At 70.9% G+C, this 13,100-nt stretch carries 14 protein-coding genes; all 14 read left to right on the forward strand.

Annotation, left to right across the window (positions count from 1 at the left end):
• Nucleotides 1–231: 231 nt before the first annotated feature.
• The 14 genes from pgsA to ACH5AC_RS18880 all read left to right on the forward strand — a co-directional run bounded on the left by pgsA (nucleotide 232) and on the right by ACH5AC_RS18880 (nucleotide 13,064).
• Nucleotides 232–969 (forward strand): phosphatidylinositol phosphate synthase, encoded by a 738-nt coding sequence (gene pgsA / locus ACH5AC_RS18815; RefSeq protein WP_398863140.1) that lies wholly within the window; start codon nucleotides 232–234, stop codon nucleotides 967–969.
• On the forward strand, nucleotides 966–1,874 hold the full coding sequence (locus ACH5AC_RS18820; protein WP_398863002.1) for a phosphatidylinositol mannoside acyltransferase: 909 nt from the start codon (nucleotides 966–968) through the stop codon (nucleotides 1,872–1,874). The genes pgsA and ACH5AC_RS18820 overlap by 4 nt, the downstream gene beginning before the upstream one ends.
• Complete coding sequence (locus tag ACH5AC_RS18825) at nucleotides 1,871–3,043, forward strand: glycosyltransferase family 4 protein (RefSeq protein ID WP_398863003.1); 1,173 nt, start codon at nucleotides 1,871–1,873, stop codon at nucleotides 3,041–3,043. The genes ACH5AC_RS18820 and ACH5AC_RS18825 overlap by 4 nt, the downstream gene beginning before the upstream one ends.
• A gap of 402 nt (nucleotides 3,044–3,445) precedes the next feature.
• Nucleotides 3,446–3,988 (forward strand): hypothetical protein, encoded by a 543-nt coding sequence (locus tag ACH5AC_RS18830; RefSeq protein ID WP_398863004.1) that lies wholly within the window; start codon nucleotides 3,446–3,448, stop codon nucleotides 3,986–3,988.
• A gap of 128 nt (nucleotides 3,989–4,116) precedes the next feature.
• Nucleotides 4,117–5,022 carry a pyridoxal 5'-phosphate synthase lyase subunit PdxS gene (pdxS, locus tag ACH5AC_RS18835; RefSeq protein WP_398863005.1) on the forward strand — a complete coding sequence of 302 codons (906 nt, stop codon included), beginning with the start codon at nucleotides 4,117–4,119 and terminating at the stop codon, nucleotides 5,020–5,022.
• Nucleotides 5,023–5,035: 13 nt separating this feature from the next.
• The gene (gene pdxT, locus ACH5AC_RS18840) at nucleotides 5,036–5,641 is read left to right on the forward strand and encodes a pyridoxal 5'-phosphate synthase glutaminase subunit PdxT (RefSeq protein ID WP_398863006.1); all 606 of its coding nucleotides are present in this window, start codon (nucleotides 5,036–5,038) and stop codon (nucleotides 5,639–5,641) included.
• A 48-nt stretch (nucleotides 5,642–5,689) separates the two neighbouring features.
• Nucleotides 5,690–6,442: a YebC/PmpR family DNA-binding transcriptional regulator gene (locus ACH5AC_RS18845; protein ID WP_398863007.1), complete on the forward strand. Its 753-nt coding sequence runs from the start codon at nucleotides 5,690–5,692 to the stop codon at nucleotides 6,440–6,442.
• Nucleotides 6,443–6,586: 144 nt separating this feature from the next.
• The gene (gene ruvC / locus ACH5AC_RS18850) at nucleotides 6,587–7,132 is read left to right on the forward strand and encodes a crossover junction endodeoxyribonuclease RuvC (RefSeq protein ID WP_398863008.1); all 546 of its coding nucleotides are present in this window, start codon (nucleotides 6,587–6,589) and stop codon (nucleotides 7,130–7,132) included.
• A complete protein-coding gene (ruvA, locus tag ACH5AC_RS18855; protein WP_398863009.1) occupies nucleotides 7,129–7,734 on the forward strand; it encodes a Holliday junction branch migration protein RuvA in 606 nt (201 codons plus the stop codon). Before ruvC ends, ruvA begins: the two co-directional genes overlap by 4 nt.
• Nucleotides 7,735–7,754: 20 nt before the next feature.
• Nucleotides 7,755–8,825 carry a Holliday junction branch migration DNA helicase RuvB gene (ruvB, locus tag ACH5AC_RS18860; RefSeq protein WP_398863010.1) on the forward strand — a complete coding sequence of 357 codons (1,071 nt, stop codon included), beginning with the start codon at nucleotides 7,755–7,757 and terminating at the stop codon, nucleotides 8,823–8,825.
• A gap of 199 nt (nucleotides 8,826–9,024) precedes the next feature.
• Entirely contained in the window at nucleotides 9,025–9,528 is a 504-nt protein-coding gene (yajC, locus tag ACH5AC_RS18865) for a preprotein translocase subunit YajC (protein WP_398863011.1), read from the forward strand.
• A 135-nt stretch (nucleotides 9,529–9,663) separates the two neighbouring features.
• Nucleotides 9,664–11,439 (forward strand): protein translocase subunit SecD, encoded by a 1,776-nt coding sequence (gene secD, locus ACH5AC_RS18870; protein ID WP_398863012.1) that lies wholly within the window; start codon nucleotides 9,664–9,666, stop codon nucleotides 11,437–11,439.
• 3 nt (nucleotides 11,440–11,442) lie between these two features.
• A complete protein-coding gene (gene secF / locus ACH5AC_RS18875; RefSeq protein WP_398863013.1) occupies nucleotides 11,443–12,528 on the forward strand; it encodes a protein translocase subunit SecF in 1,086 nt (361 codons plus the stop codon).
• The gene (locus ACH5AC_RS18880) at nucleotides 12,525–13,064 is read left to right on the forward strand and encodes an adenine phosphoribosyltransferase (protein WP_398863014.1); all 540 of its coding nucleotides are present in this window, start codon (nucleotides 12,525–12,527) and stop codon (nucleotides 13,062–13,064) included. Before secF ends, ACH5AC_RS18880 begins: the two co-directional genes overlap by 4 nt.
• Nucleotides 13,065–13,100: the final 36 nt, after the last annotated feature.

Genomic DNA, 13,100 nt, shown 5'->3' on the forward strand with positions numbered 1-13,100 from the left:
CTGGGGGCGCGGACACCACGGATCCGGCCTGAGGGCGGCTCCGGCGACGCCCGCGGTTCTTCGAGCTTTCCACTCCCGTCACGGCGCGTCCATACGAAGGACGCGACCGTGCCGCTCGGCCGGCGCGGTACGGCCCGTGCGGCTGGGCCGCCCGGTCCGTGGCCGGTGCCCGGTGGGGCGGTGACACGGGTCCGGGTGCCCGAGGGTCGGGCACGCGCACGCGTGGCTACGATGGGCCAGCCGATGGCCAGCAAGGGCCGCGGCGCCACACCGACCGTCGGGAAGGCCATGCTGAACAAGTACGCGCGTGCATTCTTCACGCGTGTCCTCACACCGTTCGCCGCGTTTCTCATCCGCCGGGGCGTGAGCCCGGACACGGTCACGCTGATCGGCACCGCCGGCGTGGTCGCGGGAGCGCTGGTCTTCTACCCCATGGGTGAGTTCTTCTGGGGCACGGTCGTGATCACGCTGTTCGTGTTCTCCGATCTCGTCGACGGCAACATGGCCCGCCAGCTGGGCCGCTCCAGCCGCTGGGGCGCCTTCCTGGACTCCACGCTGGACCGGGTCGCCGACGGTGCGATCTTCGGCGGTTTCGCCCTGTGGTACGCGGGGGGCGGCGACGACAACGTGCTGTGCGCGGTCTCGATCTTCTGTCTGGCCAGCGGTCAGGTGGTGTCGTACACGAAGGCGCGCGGTGAGTCGATCGGTCTGCCGGTCGCGGTCAACGGGCTGGTGGAGCGTGCCGAGCGGCTGGTGATCTCGCTGGTGGCGGCCGGTCTGGCGGGCATGCACAAGTTCGGGGTACCCGGCATCCAGTACCTCCTGCCGGTCGCGCTGTGGATCGTCGCCGTGGGCAGCCTGGTGACGTTGGTCCAGCGGGTCGTCACGGTCCGCCGGGAGTCGGCCGAGGCGGAGGCCGCGGCCGCCGCCCAGCAGGACGGGTCCCAGGGGAGGGAGACGGCGAAGTGAGCGCCCAGGACCGGCTGACCGACGCGCTGTACGGCCTTGGCTGGGCCACCGTGAAGAAGCTCCCGGAGCCCGCCGCCGTCCGCCTGGGCCGGTCCATCGCCGACCTCGCCTGGAAGCGGCGCGGCAAGGGCGTCCAGCGGCTGGAGAGCAACTACGCGCGCGTGGTGCCCGACGCGGGCCCGGAGCGGCTGGCGGAGCTGTCCCGCGCGGGCATGCGCTCGTACCTGCGCTACTGGATGGAATCCTTCCGGCTGCCGTCCTGGAGCGCGGAGCGCGTCAAGGGCGGCTTCGCCCCCAAGGACCTGCACTACCTGACCGACGGCCTGGCCGCCGGCAAGGGCGTCATCCTGGCGCTGCCGCATCTGGCGAACTGGGACCTGGCCGGCGCCTGGGTCACCACCAAGCTGGAGACCCCCTTCACGACGGTCGCGGAGCGGCTCAGGCCGGAGACCCTGTACGACCGTTTCGTCGCCTATCGCGAGGGCCTCGGCATGGAAGTCCTGCCGCACAGCGGCGGCACCGCCTTCGGCACGCTCGCCCGGCGGCTGCGCGACGGCGGCCTGGTCTGTCTGGTCGCCGACCGGGATCTTTCCGAGTCCGGCGTCGAGGTGAAGTTCTTCGGCGACACGGCCCGGATGCCGGCCGGACCGGCCCTTCTGGCCCAGCAGACGGGCGCGCTTCTGCTGCCGGTGACACTCTGGTACGACGACTCGCCCGTCATGCAGGGCCGGGTGCATCCCCCGATCGAGGTGCCCGAGACAGGTACCCGCGCGGAGAAGACGTCTGTCATGACACAGGCGCTGGCCGATGCCTTCGCCACGGGGATCGCCGACCATCCGGAGGACTGGCACATGTTGCAGCGGTTGTGGCTCGCCGACCTCGATCCCCGGAGGGGCTCGTCGTGAGGATCGGCATCGTCTGCCCGTACTCCTGGGACGTGCCGGGCGGCGTCCAGTTCCACATCCGCGACCTCGCCGAGTACTTCGTCCGGCTCGGCCACGAGGTGTCCGTCCTCGCTCCCGCCGACGACGACACGCCCCTGCCGCCGTACGTCGTCTCGGCCGGCCGTGCGGTCCCGGTGCCGTACAACGGCTCGGTGGCGCGGCTGAACTTCGGCTTCCTGTCGGCGGCCCGGGTGCGGCGCTGGCTGCACGACGGCCACTTCGACGTGGTGCACATCCATGAGCCGACCTCGCCGTCGCTGGGCCTGCTGACCTGCTGGGCGGCGCAGGGGCCGATGGTGGCCACGTTCCACACCTCCAACCCGCGCTCCAAGGCGATGATCGCCGCGTACGCGATTCTGCAGGCCGCGCTGGAGAAGATCAGCGCGCGGATCGCGGTCAGCGAGTACGCCCGCCGCACGCTGGTCGAGCACCTCGGCGGGGACGCCGTCGTCATCCCGAACGGCGTCGACGTCGACTTCTTCGCCAAGGCCGAGCCCAAGGCGGAGTGGCAGGGCGACACCCTCGGCTTCATCGGCCGGATCGACGAGCCCCGCAAGGGCCTGCCGGTGCTGATGCGCGCCCTGCCGAAGATCCTCGCCGCCCGCCCGCAGACCCGGCTGCTGGTCGCCGGCCGCGGTGACGAGGAGGAGGCGGTGGAGAGCCTGCCGAAGGAGCTGCGCCCGCGGGTGGAGTTCCTCGGCATGATCAGCGACGAGGACAAGGCGCGGCTGCTGCGCAGCGTCGACCTGTACGTCGCGCCCAACACCGGCGGCGAGAGCTTCGGCATCATCCTCGTCGAGGCGATGTCCGCGGGTGCCCCGGTCCTCGCCTCCGACCTGGACGCCTTCGCACAGGTTCTCGACCAGGGCGCGGCGGGCGAACTCTTCACCAATGAGGACGCCGACGCGCTGGCCGACGCGGCGGTACGGCTCCTGGCGGACCCCCTGCGACGGGCCGAGCTGAGCGAGCGCGGCTCCGTGCACGTTCGCCGCTTCGACTGGTCGACCGTCGGCGCGGACATCCTGTCCGTCTACGAGACGGTCACGGCGGGCGCGGCCGCGGTGGCGGCGGCGGACGAGCGGGACTCCGGTCCGGGCTTCCGTTCCCGTTTCGGCCTGGCACGTGACTGACATCAGCCGACACCAGCCGAGGCAGCCACACTGACCGCCGGGACGCCGTGGTGCGGTCGCCGAAGCACTGTCGCGGTCGTCGTCGGGGCGCCGGGGTGTGGCTGCCGGGACGGCGTGGTGTGGTTGTCGGGGCGGTGTCGAGTGCCGCAGCGCCGGGGTGTGGCTGTCGGGATGCGGCTGTGAGGTCGTCGGAGCATGTCGCGGGGTCGTCGTCGGGGCGCCGGGGTGCGGCTGCCGGGATGCCGTGGTGCGGTCGTCGGGGCGTCGCCGTATCGCCGTCGGGATGCCGCTGTGCGGTCGGTGGGACGTCGCCGTGCGGACGCCCGGACGCTGTGGGAGAGACGGGCGCCGGGCTGAGCGGGCGCCGCTCGGTCGGTTCCGTGGAGCGTAAGGTTTCGGGCCGTGACCGCAACCCTCATCTGGATCCTTGTCGTCCTCGTCGCGATCGGCCTCTACCTGAGCTGGACGGCCGGCCGGCTGGACCGGCTGCACGCCCGTATCGACGCGGCCCGGGCGGCGTTGGACGCGCAGTTGCTGCGCCGGGCGTCGGTGACCCAGGAGCTCGCCACGTCGGGTGTGCTCGACCCGGCCGCCTCGATCGTGCTGTACGAGGCCGCGCACGCCGCCCGGCAGGCCGAGGAGGAGCAGCGCGAGGTCGCCGAGAGTGAGCTGAGCCAGGCGCTGCGGGCCGTGTTCGCGGACGCGCAGCAGGTGGAGGCGGTGCGTGCGGCGCCCGGGGGAGAGGAGGCGGCCCATGAGCTCACGGAGGCCGTCCGCCGCGTCCCGATGGCCCGGCGGTTCCACAACGACGCCGTCGGCGCGGCCCGCCGCCTGCGCGAACACCGCAAGGTCCGCTGGTTCCGCCTGGCCGGCCACGCCCCCTTCCCGATGGCGTTCGAGATGGACGACGAGCCCCCGGCGGCCCTGGCGGACCGGGCGCCCTAACGGCCGCCCGACGCCGACCGGGTACCAAAAGGATCCACCGGCTTACCATTGGCCCTTGCTGTGGACTGGTCCATTCACGTTTCCTCGGTGGCGCAGCAAACCCTCTTTCCCTTCAGTGAGGTCAACCCGTGTCCATCACCGAGAACCAGGCTCCCGAGACCGGCACCGCCCGCGTCAAGCGCGGTATGGCCGAGCAGCTCAAGGGCGGCGTGATCATGGACGTCGTCACGCCGGAGCAGGCCAAGATCGCCGAGGACGCGGGCGCCGTCGCCGTCATGGCCCTGGAGCGGGTCCCGGCCGACATCCGCAAGGACGGCGGCGTGGCCCGTATGTCCGACCCGGACATGATCGAGGGCATCATCAACGCCGTCTCCATCCCGGTGATGGCCAAGTCCCGCATCGGCCACTTCGTCGAGGCCCAGGTCCTGCAGTCCCTCGGCGTCGACTACATCGACGAGTCCGAGGTCCTGACCCCGGCCGACGAGGTCAACCACTCCGACAAGTGGGCCTTCACCACCCCCTTCGTCTGCGGTGCCACCAACCTGGGCGAGGCCCTGCGCCGCATCGCCGAGGGCGCCGCGATGATCCGCTCCAAGGGCGAGGCCGGCACCGGCAACGTGGTAGAGGCCGTCCGTCACCTGCGCCAGATCAAGAACGAGATCGCCAAGCTGCGCGGCTTCGACAACAACGAGCTGTACGCCGCCGCCAAGGAGCTGCGCGCCCCGTACGAGCTCGTCAAGGAGGTCAGCGAGCTCGGCAAGCTGCCGGTCGTGCTGTTCTCCGCCGGTGGCGTGGCCACCCCGGCCGACGCCGCGCTGATGCGCCAGCTGGGCGCCGAGGGCGTCTTCGTCGGCTCCGGCATCTTCAAGTCCGGCGACCCGGCCAAGCGCGCCGCCGCCATCGTGAAGGCCACCACCTTCTACGACGACCCGAAGATCATCGCCGACGCCTCCCGCAACCTCGGCGAGGCCATGGTCGGCATCAACTGCGACACCCTGCCCGAGGCCGAGCGCTACGCCAACCGCGGCTGGTAAGGCAGCGACACCCATGAACACCCCCGTCATAGGCGTCCTGGCCCTCCAGGGCGACGTACGGGAGCACCTCATCGCCCTGGCCGCGGCCGACGCCGTGGCCAGGCCGGTGCGGCGCCCCGAGGAGCTCGCCGAGGTCGACGGCCTCGTCATACCCGGCGGTGAGTCGACCACCATCTCCAAGCTGGCCGTCCTGTTCGACGTGATGGAGCCGCTTCGCGCGCGGGTGCGGGACGGCATGCCCGTCTACGGCACCTGCGCCGGCATGATCATGCTCGCGGACAAGATCCTCGACCCGCGCTCGGGCCAGGAGACCGTGGGCGGCATCGAGATGATCGTCCGCCGCAACGCCTTCGGCCGACAGAACGAGTCCTTCGAGGCCGCGGTCGACGTCAAGGGCGTCGAGGACGGCCCCGTCGAGGGCGTCTTCATCCGCGCCCCCTGGGTCGAGTCCGTCGGCGCCGGGGCCGAGGTGCTCGCCGAGCACGACGGCCACATCGTCGCGGTCCGTCAGGGCAACGCGCTGGCCACGTCGTTCCACCCGGAACTGACCGGTGACCACCGTGTGCACGCGCTCTTCGTCGACATGGTGCGCGCGTCCCGGGCGGCGGAGTCCTTGTAGGATCTCTGGCGTTCGTATCTGGATGGGTTACGCGAAGGAGACAGGCAGATGTCCGGCCACTCTAAATGGGCCACGACGAAGCACAAGAAGGCCGTGATCGACGCCAAGCGCGGCAAGCTCTTCGCGAAGCTGATCAAGAACATCGAGGTCGCGGCCCGCATGGGCGGCGTCGACCTGGACGGCAACCCGACGCTGTACGACGCCGTTCAGAAGGCCAAGAAGCAGTCGGTCCCCAACAAGAACATCGACTCCGCGATCAAGCGCGGTGGCGGTCTCGAGGCCGGTGGCGCCGACTACGAGACGATCATGTACGAGGGCTACGGCCCCAACGGCGTCGCCGTGCTCATCGAGTGCCTCACCGACAACCGCAACCGCGCCGCCTCCGACGTCCGCGTCGCCATGACCCGCAACGGCGGCTCCATGGCCGACCCGGGCTCGGTGTCGTACATGTTCAGCCGCAAGGGCGTCGTCATCGTCCCCAAGGGCGAGCTGACCGAGGACGACGTCCTCACCGCCGTCCTGGACGCGGGCGCCGAGGAGGTCAACGACCTCGGTGAGTCCTTCGAGGTCATCAGCGAGGCCACCGACCTGGTCGCGGTCCGCACCGCCCTCCAGGAGGCCGGTATCGACTACGACTCCGCCGACTCCAGCTTCGTGCCGTCCGTCCAGGTCGAACTGGACGAGGAGGGCGCCAAGAAGATCTTCAAGCTGATCGACGCGCTCGAGGACAGCGACGACGTGCAGAACGTCTTCGCGAACTTCGACGTCTCCGACGAGATCATGGAGAAGGTCGAAGCCTGAGCCGACGCTCACGCACGAACGGGCCGACGGGACACACCCTGTCGGCCCGTCGCGTTGTACGGCGTTGTCAGTGGCACCCGCTAGCCTGCACAAACTGGGGGTACCGCCCAGCGAAGCTGGGGGAGATCGAACGGAGGGGCGCTGGTGCGCGTACTGGGGGTGGACCCGGGGCTGACCCGATGCGGTGTCGGCGTGGTCGACGGCGTCGCGGGGCGGCCGCTCACCATGGTCGGCGTCGGCGTCGTCCGCACGCCTTCGGACGCCGATCTGAGCCACCGGCTGCTCGCCGTCGAACAGGGCATCGAGGAGTGGCTGGACCAGCACCGGCCCGAGTTCGTCGCCGTGGAGCGCGTCTTCAGCCAGCACAACGTCCGTACGGTGATGGGCACCGCCCAGGCCAGCGCCGTCGCCATGCTGTGCGCCGCCCGCCGCGGCATCCCCGTCGCCCTGCACACCCCCAGCGAGGTCAAGGCCGCCGTCACCGGCAGCGGCCGCGCCGACAAGGCCCAGGTCGGCGCCATGGTCACCAGGCTGCTCAGGCTGGACGCCCCGCCCAGGCCGGCCGACGCCGCCGACGCCCTCGCGCTCGCCATCTGCCACATCTGGCGCGCCCCCGCGCAGAACCGACTCCAGCAGGCCGTCGCCCTGCACGCGGCCAAGGCACCGACATCGAAAGGCCGTACGGCATGATCGCCTTCGTCAGCGGCACAGTGGCCGCACTCGCTCCGGACGCCGCGGTCGTCGAGGTGGGCGGCGTCGGCATGGCCGTCCAGTGCACACCGAACACCCTGTCCACGCTCCGGCTCGGCAAGCCCGCCAAGCTGCACACCTCCCTCGTCGTACGGGAGGACTCGCTGACCCTGTACGGCTTCGCGGACGACGACGAGCGGCAGGTCTTCGAGCTGCTGCAGACCGCGAGCGGAGTCGGCCCCCGCCTCGCCCAGGCCATGCTCGCCGTGCACACCCCCGACGCCCTGCGCCGGGCCGTCTCCACCGGTGACGAGAAGGCGCTGACCGCCGTCCCCGGCATCGGCAAGAAGGGTGCCCAGAAGCTGCTGCTGGAGCTGAAGGACCGCCTCGGCGAGCCGATCGGCGCCCCGGTGGTCGGCGCCCCGGTCACCCAGGGCTGGCGCGACCAGCTGCACGCCGCCCTGATCGGCCTCGGGTACGCCACGCGTGAGGCCGACGAGGCCGTGGCCGCCGTGGCGCCCCAGGCGGAGGCCGCCGAGGGCACGCCCCAGGTCGGTCAGCTGCTGAAGGCCGCCCTTCAGACGCTGAACCGCGCCCGCTAGCCCGTACCGAGGAGACTTCAGTGAACTGGGACGACACGACCGACACCGCCGCCCCCGAGCGGCTGGTGGACTCTGTCGCCGACCGTGAGGACCAGGCCGTCGAGGCCGCCCTGCGCCCCAAGGACCTGGACGAGTTCATCGGCCAGGAGAAGGTCCGCGAGCAGCTCGACCTCGTCCTGCGCGCCGCACGCGCGCGGGGAGCCACCGCCGACCATGTGCTGCTCTCCGGCGCCCCGGGCCTCGGCAAGACCACCCTCTCGATGATCATCGCCGCCGAGATGGGCGCCCCCATCCGCATCACCTCCGGGCCCGCCATCCAGCACGCCGGCGACCTCGCCGCGATCCTCTCCTCCCTCCAGGAGGGTGAGGTCCTCTTCCTCGACGAGATCCACCGCATGTCCCGGCCCGCCGAGGAGATGCTCTACATGGCGATGGAGGACTTCCGCGTCGACGTCATCGTCGGCAAAGGGCCGGGCGCGACCGCGATCCCGCTCGAACTGCCCCCCTTCACCCTCGTCGGCGCCACCACGCGCGCGGGCCTGCTGCCGCCCCCGCTGCGCGACCGCTTCGGCTTCACCGCGCACATGGAGTTCTACGAGCCCGTCGAGCTGCAGCGCGTCGTCCACCGCTCGGCGAGCCTCCTCGACGTCCACATCGAGGCCGACGGCGCCGCCGAGATCGCCGGCCGCTCCCGCGGCACCCCTCGTATCGCCAACCGTCTGCTGCGCCGGGTGCGCGACTACGCGCAGGTCAAGGCGGACGGCGTCATCACCCGCGACATCGCCTCCGCCGCCCTCGCCGTGTACGAGGTCGACGGACGCGGTCTCGACCGGCTGGACCGTGCCGTCCTGGAGGCCCTGCTGAAGCTGTTCGGCGGCGGCCCGGTCGGTCTGTCCACGCTGGCCGTCGCGGTGGGGGAGGAGCGCGAGACCGTCGAGGAGGTGGCCGAGCCCTTCCTGGTCCGCGAGGGCCTGCTGGCCCGCACCCCGCGCGGCCGTGTCGCCACGCCCGCCGCCTGGACGCACCTCGGTCTCACCCCGCCGCGCTCGTCCGCCGGGGGAAACGGACAACAGGACTTGTTCGGGACGTGACACACGTGCCGTTCAGGACGTGATGCAGCTGTGACGGCGAGCGCAGTGGCCCGAGCAGGAACCCGGGTGCCATGCTGAGCGTTGTTCCCTGCGCGGGGACTCGCTTAGACTCCGCCGATGCCGCCGTTGTCGGCGGCACACACACCCCCATCCAAACAGGCCGCTCACGTCCGCGGTCGTGCGAAGGAAATGTCGTCCCGTGAATAGCCTCGTGACCCTCCTCCCGTTCATCGTGCTCATCGGGGCCATGTTCCTGATGACCCGCTCGGCCAAGCGCAAGCAGCAGCAGGCCGCCGACATGCGGAACCAGATGCAGCCCGGCTCGGGCGTCCGCACCATCGGCGGCATGTACGCCACGGTCAAGGAGGCCAGCGACGACACGGTCCTCCTCGACGCCGGCCCCGGCGTGGAGCTGCTGTTCGCCAAGAACGCGATCGCGGCCGTGCTCTCCGACGACGAGTACAACCGCATCGTGCACGGCATCGAGCACGACCTGAAGGCCGACGTCGTCCCGGACGACGCCTCCTCCCTCACCGAGACCGACGAGTCCGCCGCCGACGCTGCCGCCGCCTCCGACGACGACAAGTCCGTCGACCTCGGCAAGAAGGAGTCGGCCGAGGAGCCGTCCGAGGAGACCCCGGCCGCCGAGGCGACGACGGGCGACGAGGCGAAGAAGACCGACGGCGACACCGACGCGAAGTAGTCATGGTCCGGGGCGCGCGGGCCGGACTGGCCGCGCGCCCCGGACCATGACGATCTGACGCAGGGGTCCCGACACCAGTCATGGCCGTCCGCCCGCTGATCCGGCGCGGAGCGGCCCGAGAGGGAGTACGAGAAGGTGGCAGCACCTAAAAAGGGCCGGAGCGCGAGCGCCCAGAGCAAGCCATGGCGCTCGCTGGTCCTGATCCTGATCGCCATCGTGGGGCTCACCGGGGGCATGTTCGCCACCGGTCAGACCAAGCCACGCCTCGGCATCGACCTTGCCGGCGGTACGAGCATCACGCTCGAGGCCAAGGCCGACCAGGGATCCGCGATCAACAAGGCCAACATGGACACCGCGGTCGACATCATGCACCGCCGTGTCAACGGTCTGGGCGTCTCCGAGGCGGAGGTGCAGACCCAGGGTGATCGCAACATCATCGTGAACATCCCCAAGGGCACGAACTCCGAGGAGGCCCGGGCCCAGGTCGGCACCACCGCCAAGCTGTACTTCCGCCCGGTCCTGGCCAGCGAGCCCACCGGCCCCGCCGCCCCGAGCCCCTCGCCGAGCGCGTCCCCCGGCGGTTCCGCGAGCCCTTCGCCGAGCGCCTCGGCGACCGGTGACGAGGCGACCTCGTCGGCGTCCCCCTCCCCGTCGGCCTCCGCGACCTCACAGGGCCGCGCCGTCACCGACGCGCTGAAGGCCGACCCCACCAACTCGCCGTCCGCCACCGCGAGCCCGTCCGACTCCGCCAGCCCCTCGGCGGCCCCAACCGGCGACGCGGCCGGCTCCGACGACGCCGCGCTCCAGGCGAAGTACGCGGCCCTGGACTGCACCGACAAGGCCGCCCGCGCCAAGGCCGCCGAGGGCACCAAGCCCACTGACTCGATCGTGGCCTGCGGCGAGATCGAGGGCGTCTGGTACAAGTACCTGCTCGGCCCGGCCGCCGTCGACGGCACCGACGTGAAGAAGGCCCAGGCGGTCTTCGACACCCAGACCGCCGCCGGCTGGCAGGTCAACATGACCTTCACCGGCAAGGGCGCCGACAAGTTCGCGGACATCACCGGCCAGCTCGCGCAGAACAGCCCCCCGCAGAACGAGTTCGGCATCGTCCTGGACGGCGAGGTCGTCTCCAGCCCGTACGTGCGCACCGCCATCACCGGCGGCCAGGCCCAGATCTCCGGCAGCTTCACGCAGGAGGAGGCCCAGGGCCTCGCCAACATGCTGTCGTACGGTGCCCTCCCGCTCTCCTTCAAGGAGCAGAGCGTGACCACCGTGACCGCCGCGCTCGGCGGTGAGCAGCTGCGCGCCGGTCTGCTCGCGGGCGCCATCGGTCTGGCGCTGGTCGTGATCTACCTGCTGGTCTACTACCGGGGCCTGTCGCTCATCGCGATCTTCTCGCTGCTCATCTCCGCGGCTCTCACCTACACGATCATGTCGCTGCTCGGTCCGGCCATCGGCTTCGCGCTGAACCTGCCGGCCGTCTGCGGTGCCATCGTCGCCATCGGTATCACCGCGGACTCGTTCATCGTGTACTTCGAACGCATAAGGGACGAGATCCGCGAGGGCCGCTCCCTGCGCCCCGCCGTCGAGCGGGCCTGGCCGCGCGCCCGGCGCACCATCCTGGTCTCCGACTTCGTGTCCTTCCTCGCCGCCGCGGTGCTGTTCGTGGTCAGCGTCGGCAAGGTGCAGGGCTTCGCGTTCACGCTCGGCCTGACCACCGTTCTCGACGTCGTCGTGGTCTTCTTCTTCACCAAGCCGCTGATGACGATCTGCGCCCGCCACAAGTTCTTCTCCGACGGCCACAAGTGGTCCGGCCTCGACCCGAAGAGCCTGGGCGCCAAGCCGCCGCTGCGCCGCACCCGCCGCCCCGCCGGTCCCGTCGCCGGCCCCGTCGAGACGAAGGAGGCGTGAGCGATGTCGAAACTCGGCAACCTCGGCGCCCGACTGCACCGTGGCGAGGTCAGCTACGACTTCATCGGCCACCGCAAGCTCTGGTACGGCATCTCCATCCTGATCACCATCACGGCCTTCGTCGGCCTGGCGGTGCGCGGCCTGAACATGGGCATCGACTTCCAGGGCGGTGCCATCTTCACCACCCCGAAGACCAGCGTCTCGGTCTCCCAGGCGGAGGAGTACGCGCACGAAGCCTCGGGCCATGAGGTGGTCGTCCAGAAGCTCGGCAACGGCAGCCTGCGCATCCAGATCGCCGGCATGGACACCCAGCAGTCCGACCAGATCAAGACCGCCCTCGCCGAGGACTTCAAGGTCGACCCGGAGCAGATCAACGCCGACCTGGTCGGCCCGAGCTGGGGCGACCAGATCGCCAACAAGGCATGGCAGGGCCTGGCGATCTTCATGGTCCTCGTCGTGATCTATCTGGCGATGGCCTTCGAGTGGCGCATGGCCCTCGCGGCGCTCGTCGCCCTGATCCACGACATCACCATCACCGTCGGCATCTACGCCCTCGTCGGCTTCGAGGTCACACCGGGCACGGTGATCGGTCTGCTGACCATTCTCGGTTACTCGCTGTACGACACGGTCGTCGTCTTCGACTCCCTCAAGGAGCAGACGAAGGACATCACCAAGCAGACCCGCTTCACCTACAGCGACGTCGCCAACCGTTCGATCAACAGCACCCTGGTGCGGTCGGTCAACACCACGGTGGTCGCGCTGCTGCCGGTGGCCGGCCTGCTGTTCATCGGCGGCGGCTTCCTCGGCGCGGGCACGCTCAACGACATCTCGCTGTCGCTGTTCGTCGGCCTCGCGGCCGGTGCGTACTCCTCGATCTTCATCGCCACGCCGCTCGTCGCCGACTTCAAGGAGCGCGAGCCGCAGCTGAAGGCCCTGCGCAAGCGTGTCCTGGCCAAGCGGGCCCAGGCCGCCACCGAGGCGGAGTACGGCCCGGCGACGGACGGCGGCGACGAGCCCGAGGACGCCGCACCCGCGGTGGTCGGTCCGCGCAGCCGCGGCCGTGGCCGACCCTCCGGGAAGCGCCGATGACCGGCATCGAGGAGTTGCTGCTCAGCCGTATCCGCGACGTGGCGGACTACCCGGAGCCCGGCGTGATGTTCAAGGACATCACCCCGCTGCTCGCCGACCCGTCCGCGTTCACGGTGCTCACCGACGCGCTCGCGGAGATCGCCGAGCGCACGCGCGCCACCAAGGTCGTCGGCCTGGAGGCCCGGGGCTTCATCCTGGGCGCCCCGGTCGCCGTCCGCGCGGGCCTCGGCTTCATCCCCGTACGCAAGGCGGGCAAGCTCCCCGGAGCCACCCTCAGCCAGGCGTACGACCTGGAGTACGGCTCGGCGGAGATCGAGGTGCACGCCGAGGACCTCACGTCCGGCGACCGCATCCTGATCGTCGACGACGTGCTGGCCACCGGCGGCACCGCCGAGGCGTCGATCCAGCTCATCCATCGTGCGGGCGCCGAGGTCGCGGGCGTCGCCGTCCTGATGGAGCTGGGCTTCCTGGCGGGCCGGCCCCGCCTGGAGGCGGCGCTGAACGGCGCGCCGGTGGAATCCCTGCTGACCGTATGACAAGCTGACCGTCTTACCGACGTACCGCATCGGGGC

Origin of the sequence: Streptomyces sp. NPDC018693, assembly GCF_044391385.1 — a bacterium.
Lineage (GTDB): Bacteria > Actinomycetota > Actinomycetes > Streptomycetales > Streptomycetaceae > Streptomyces.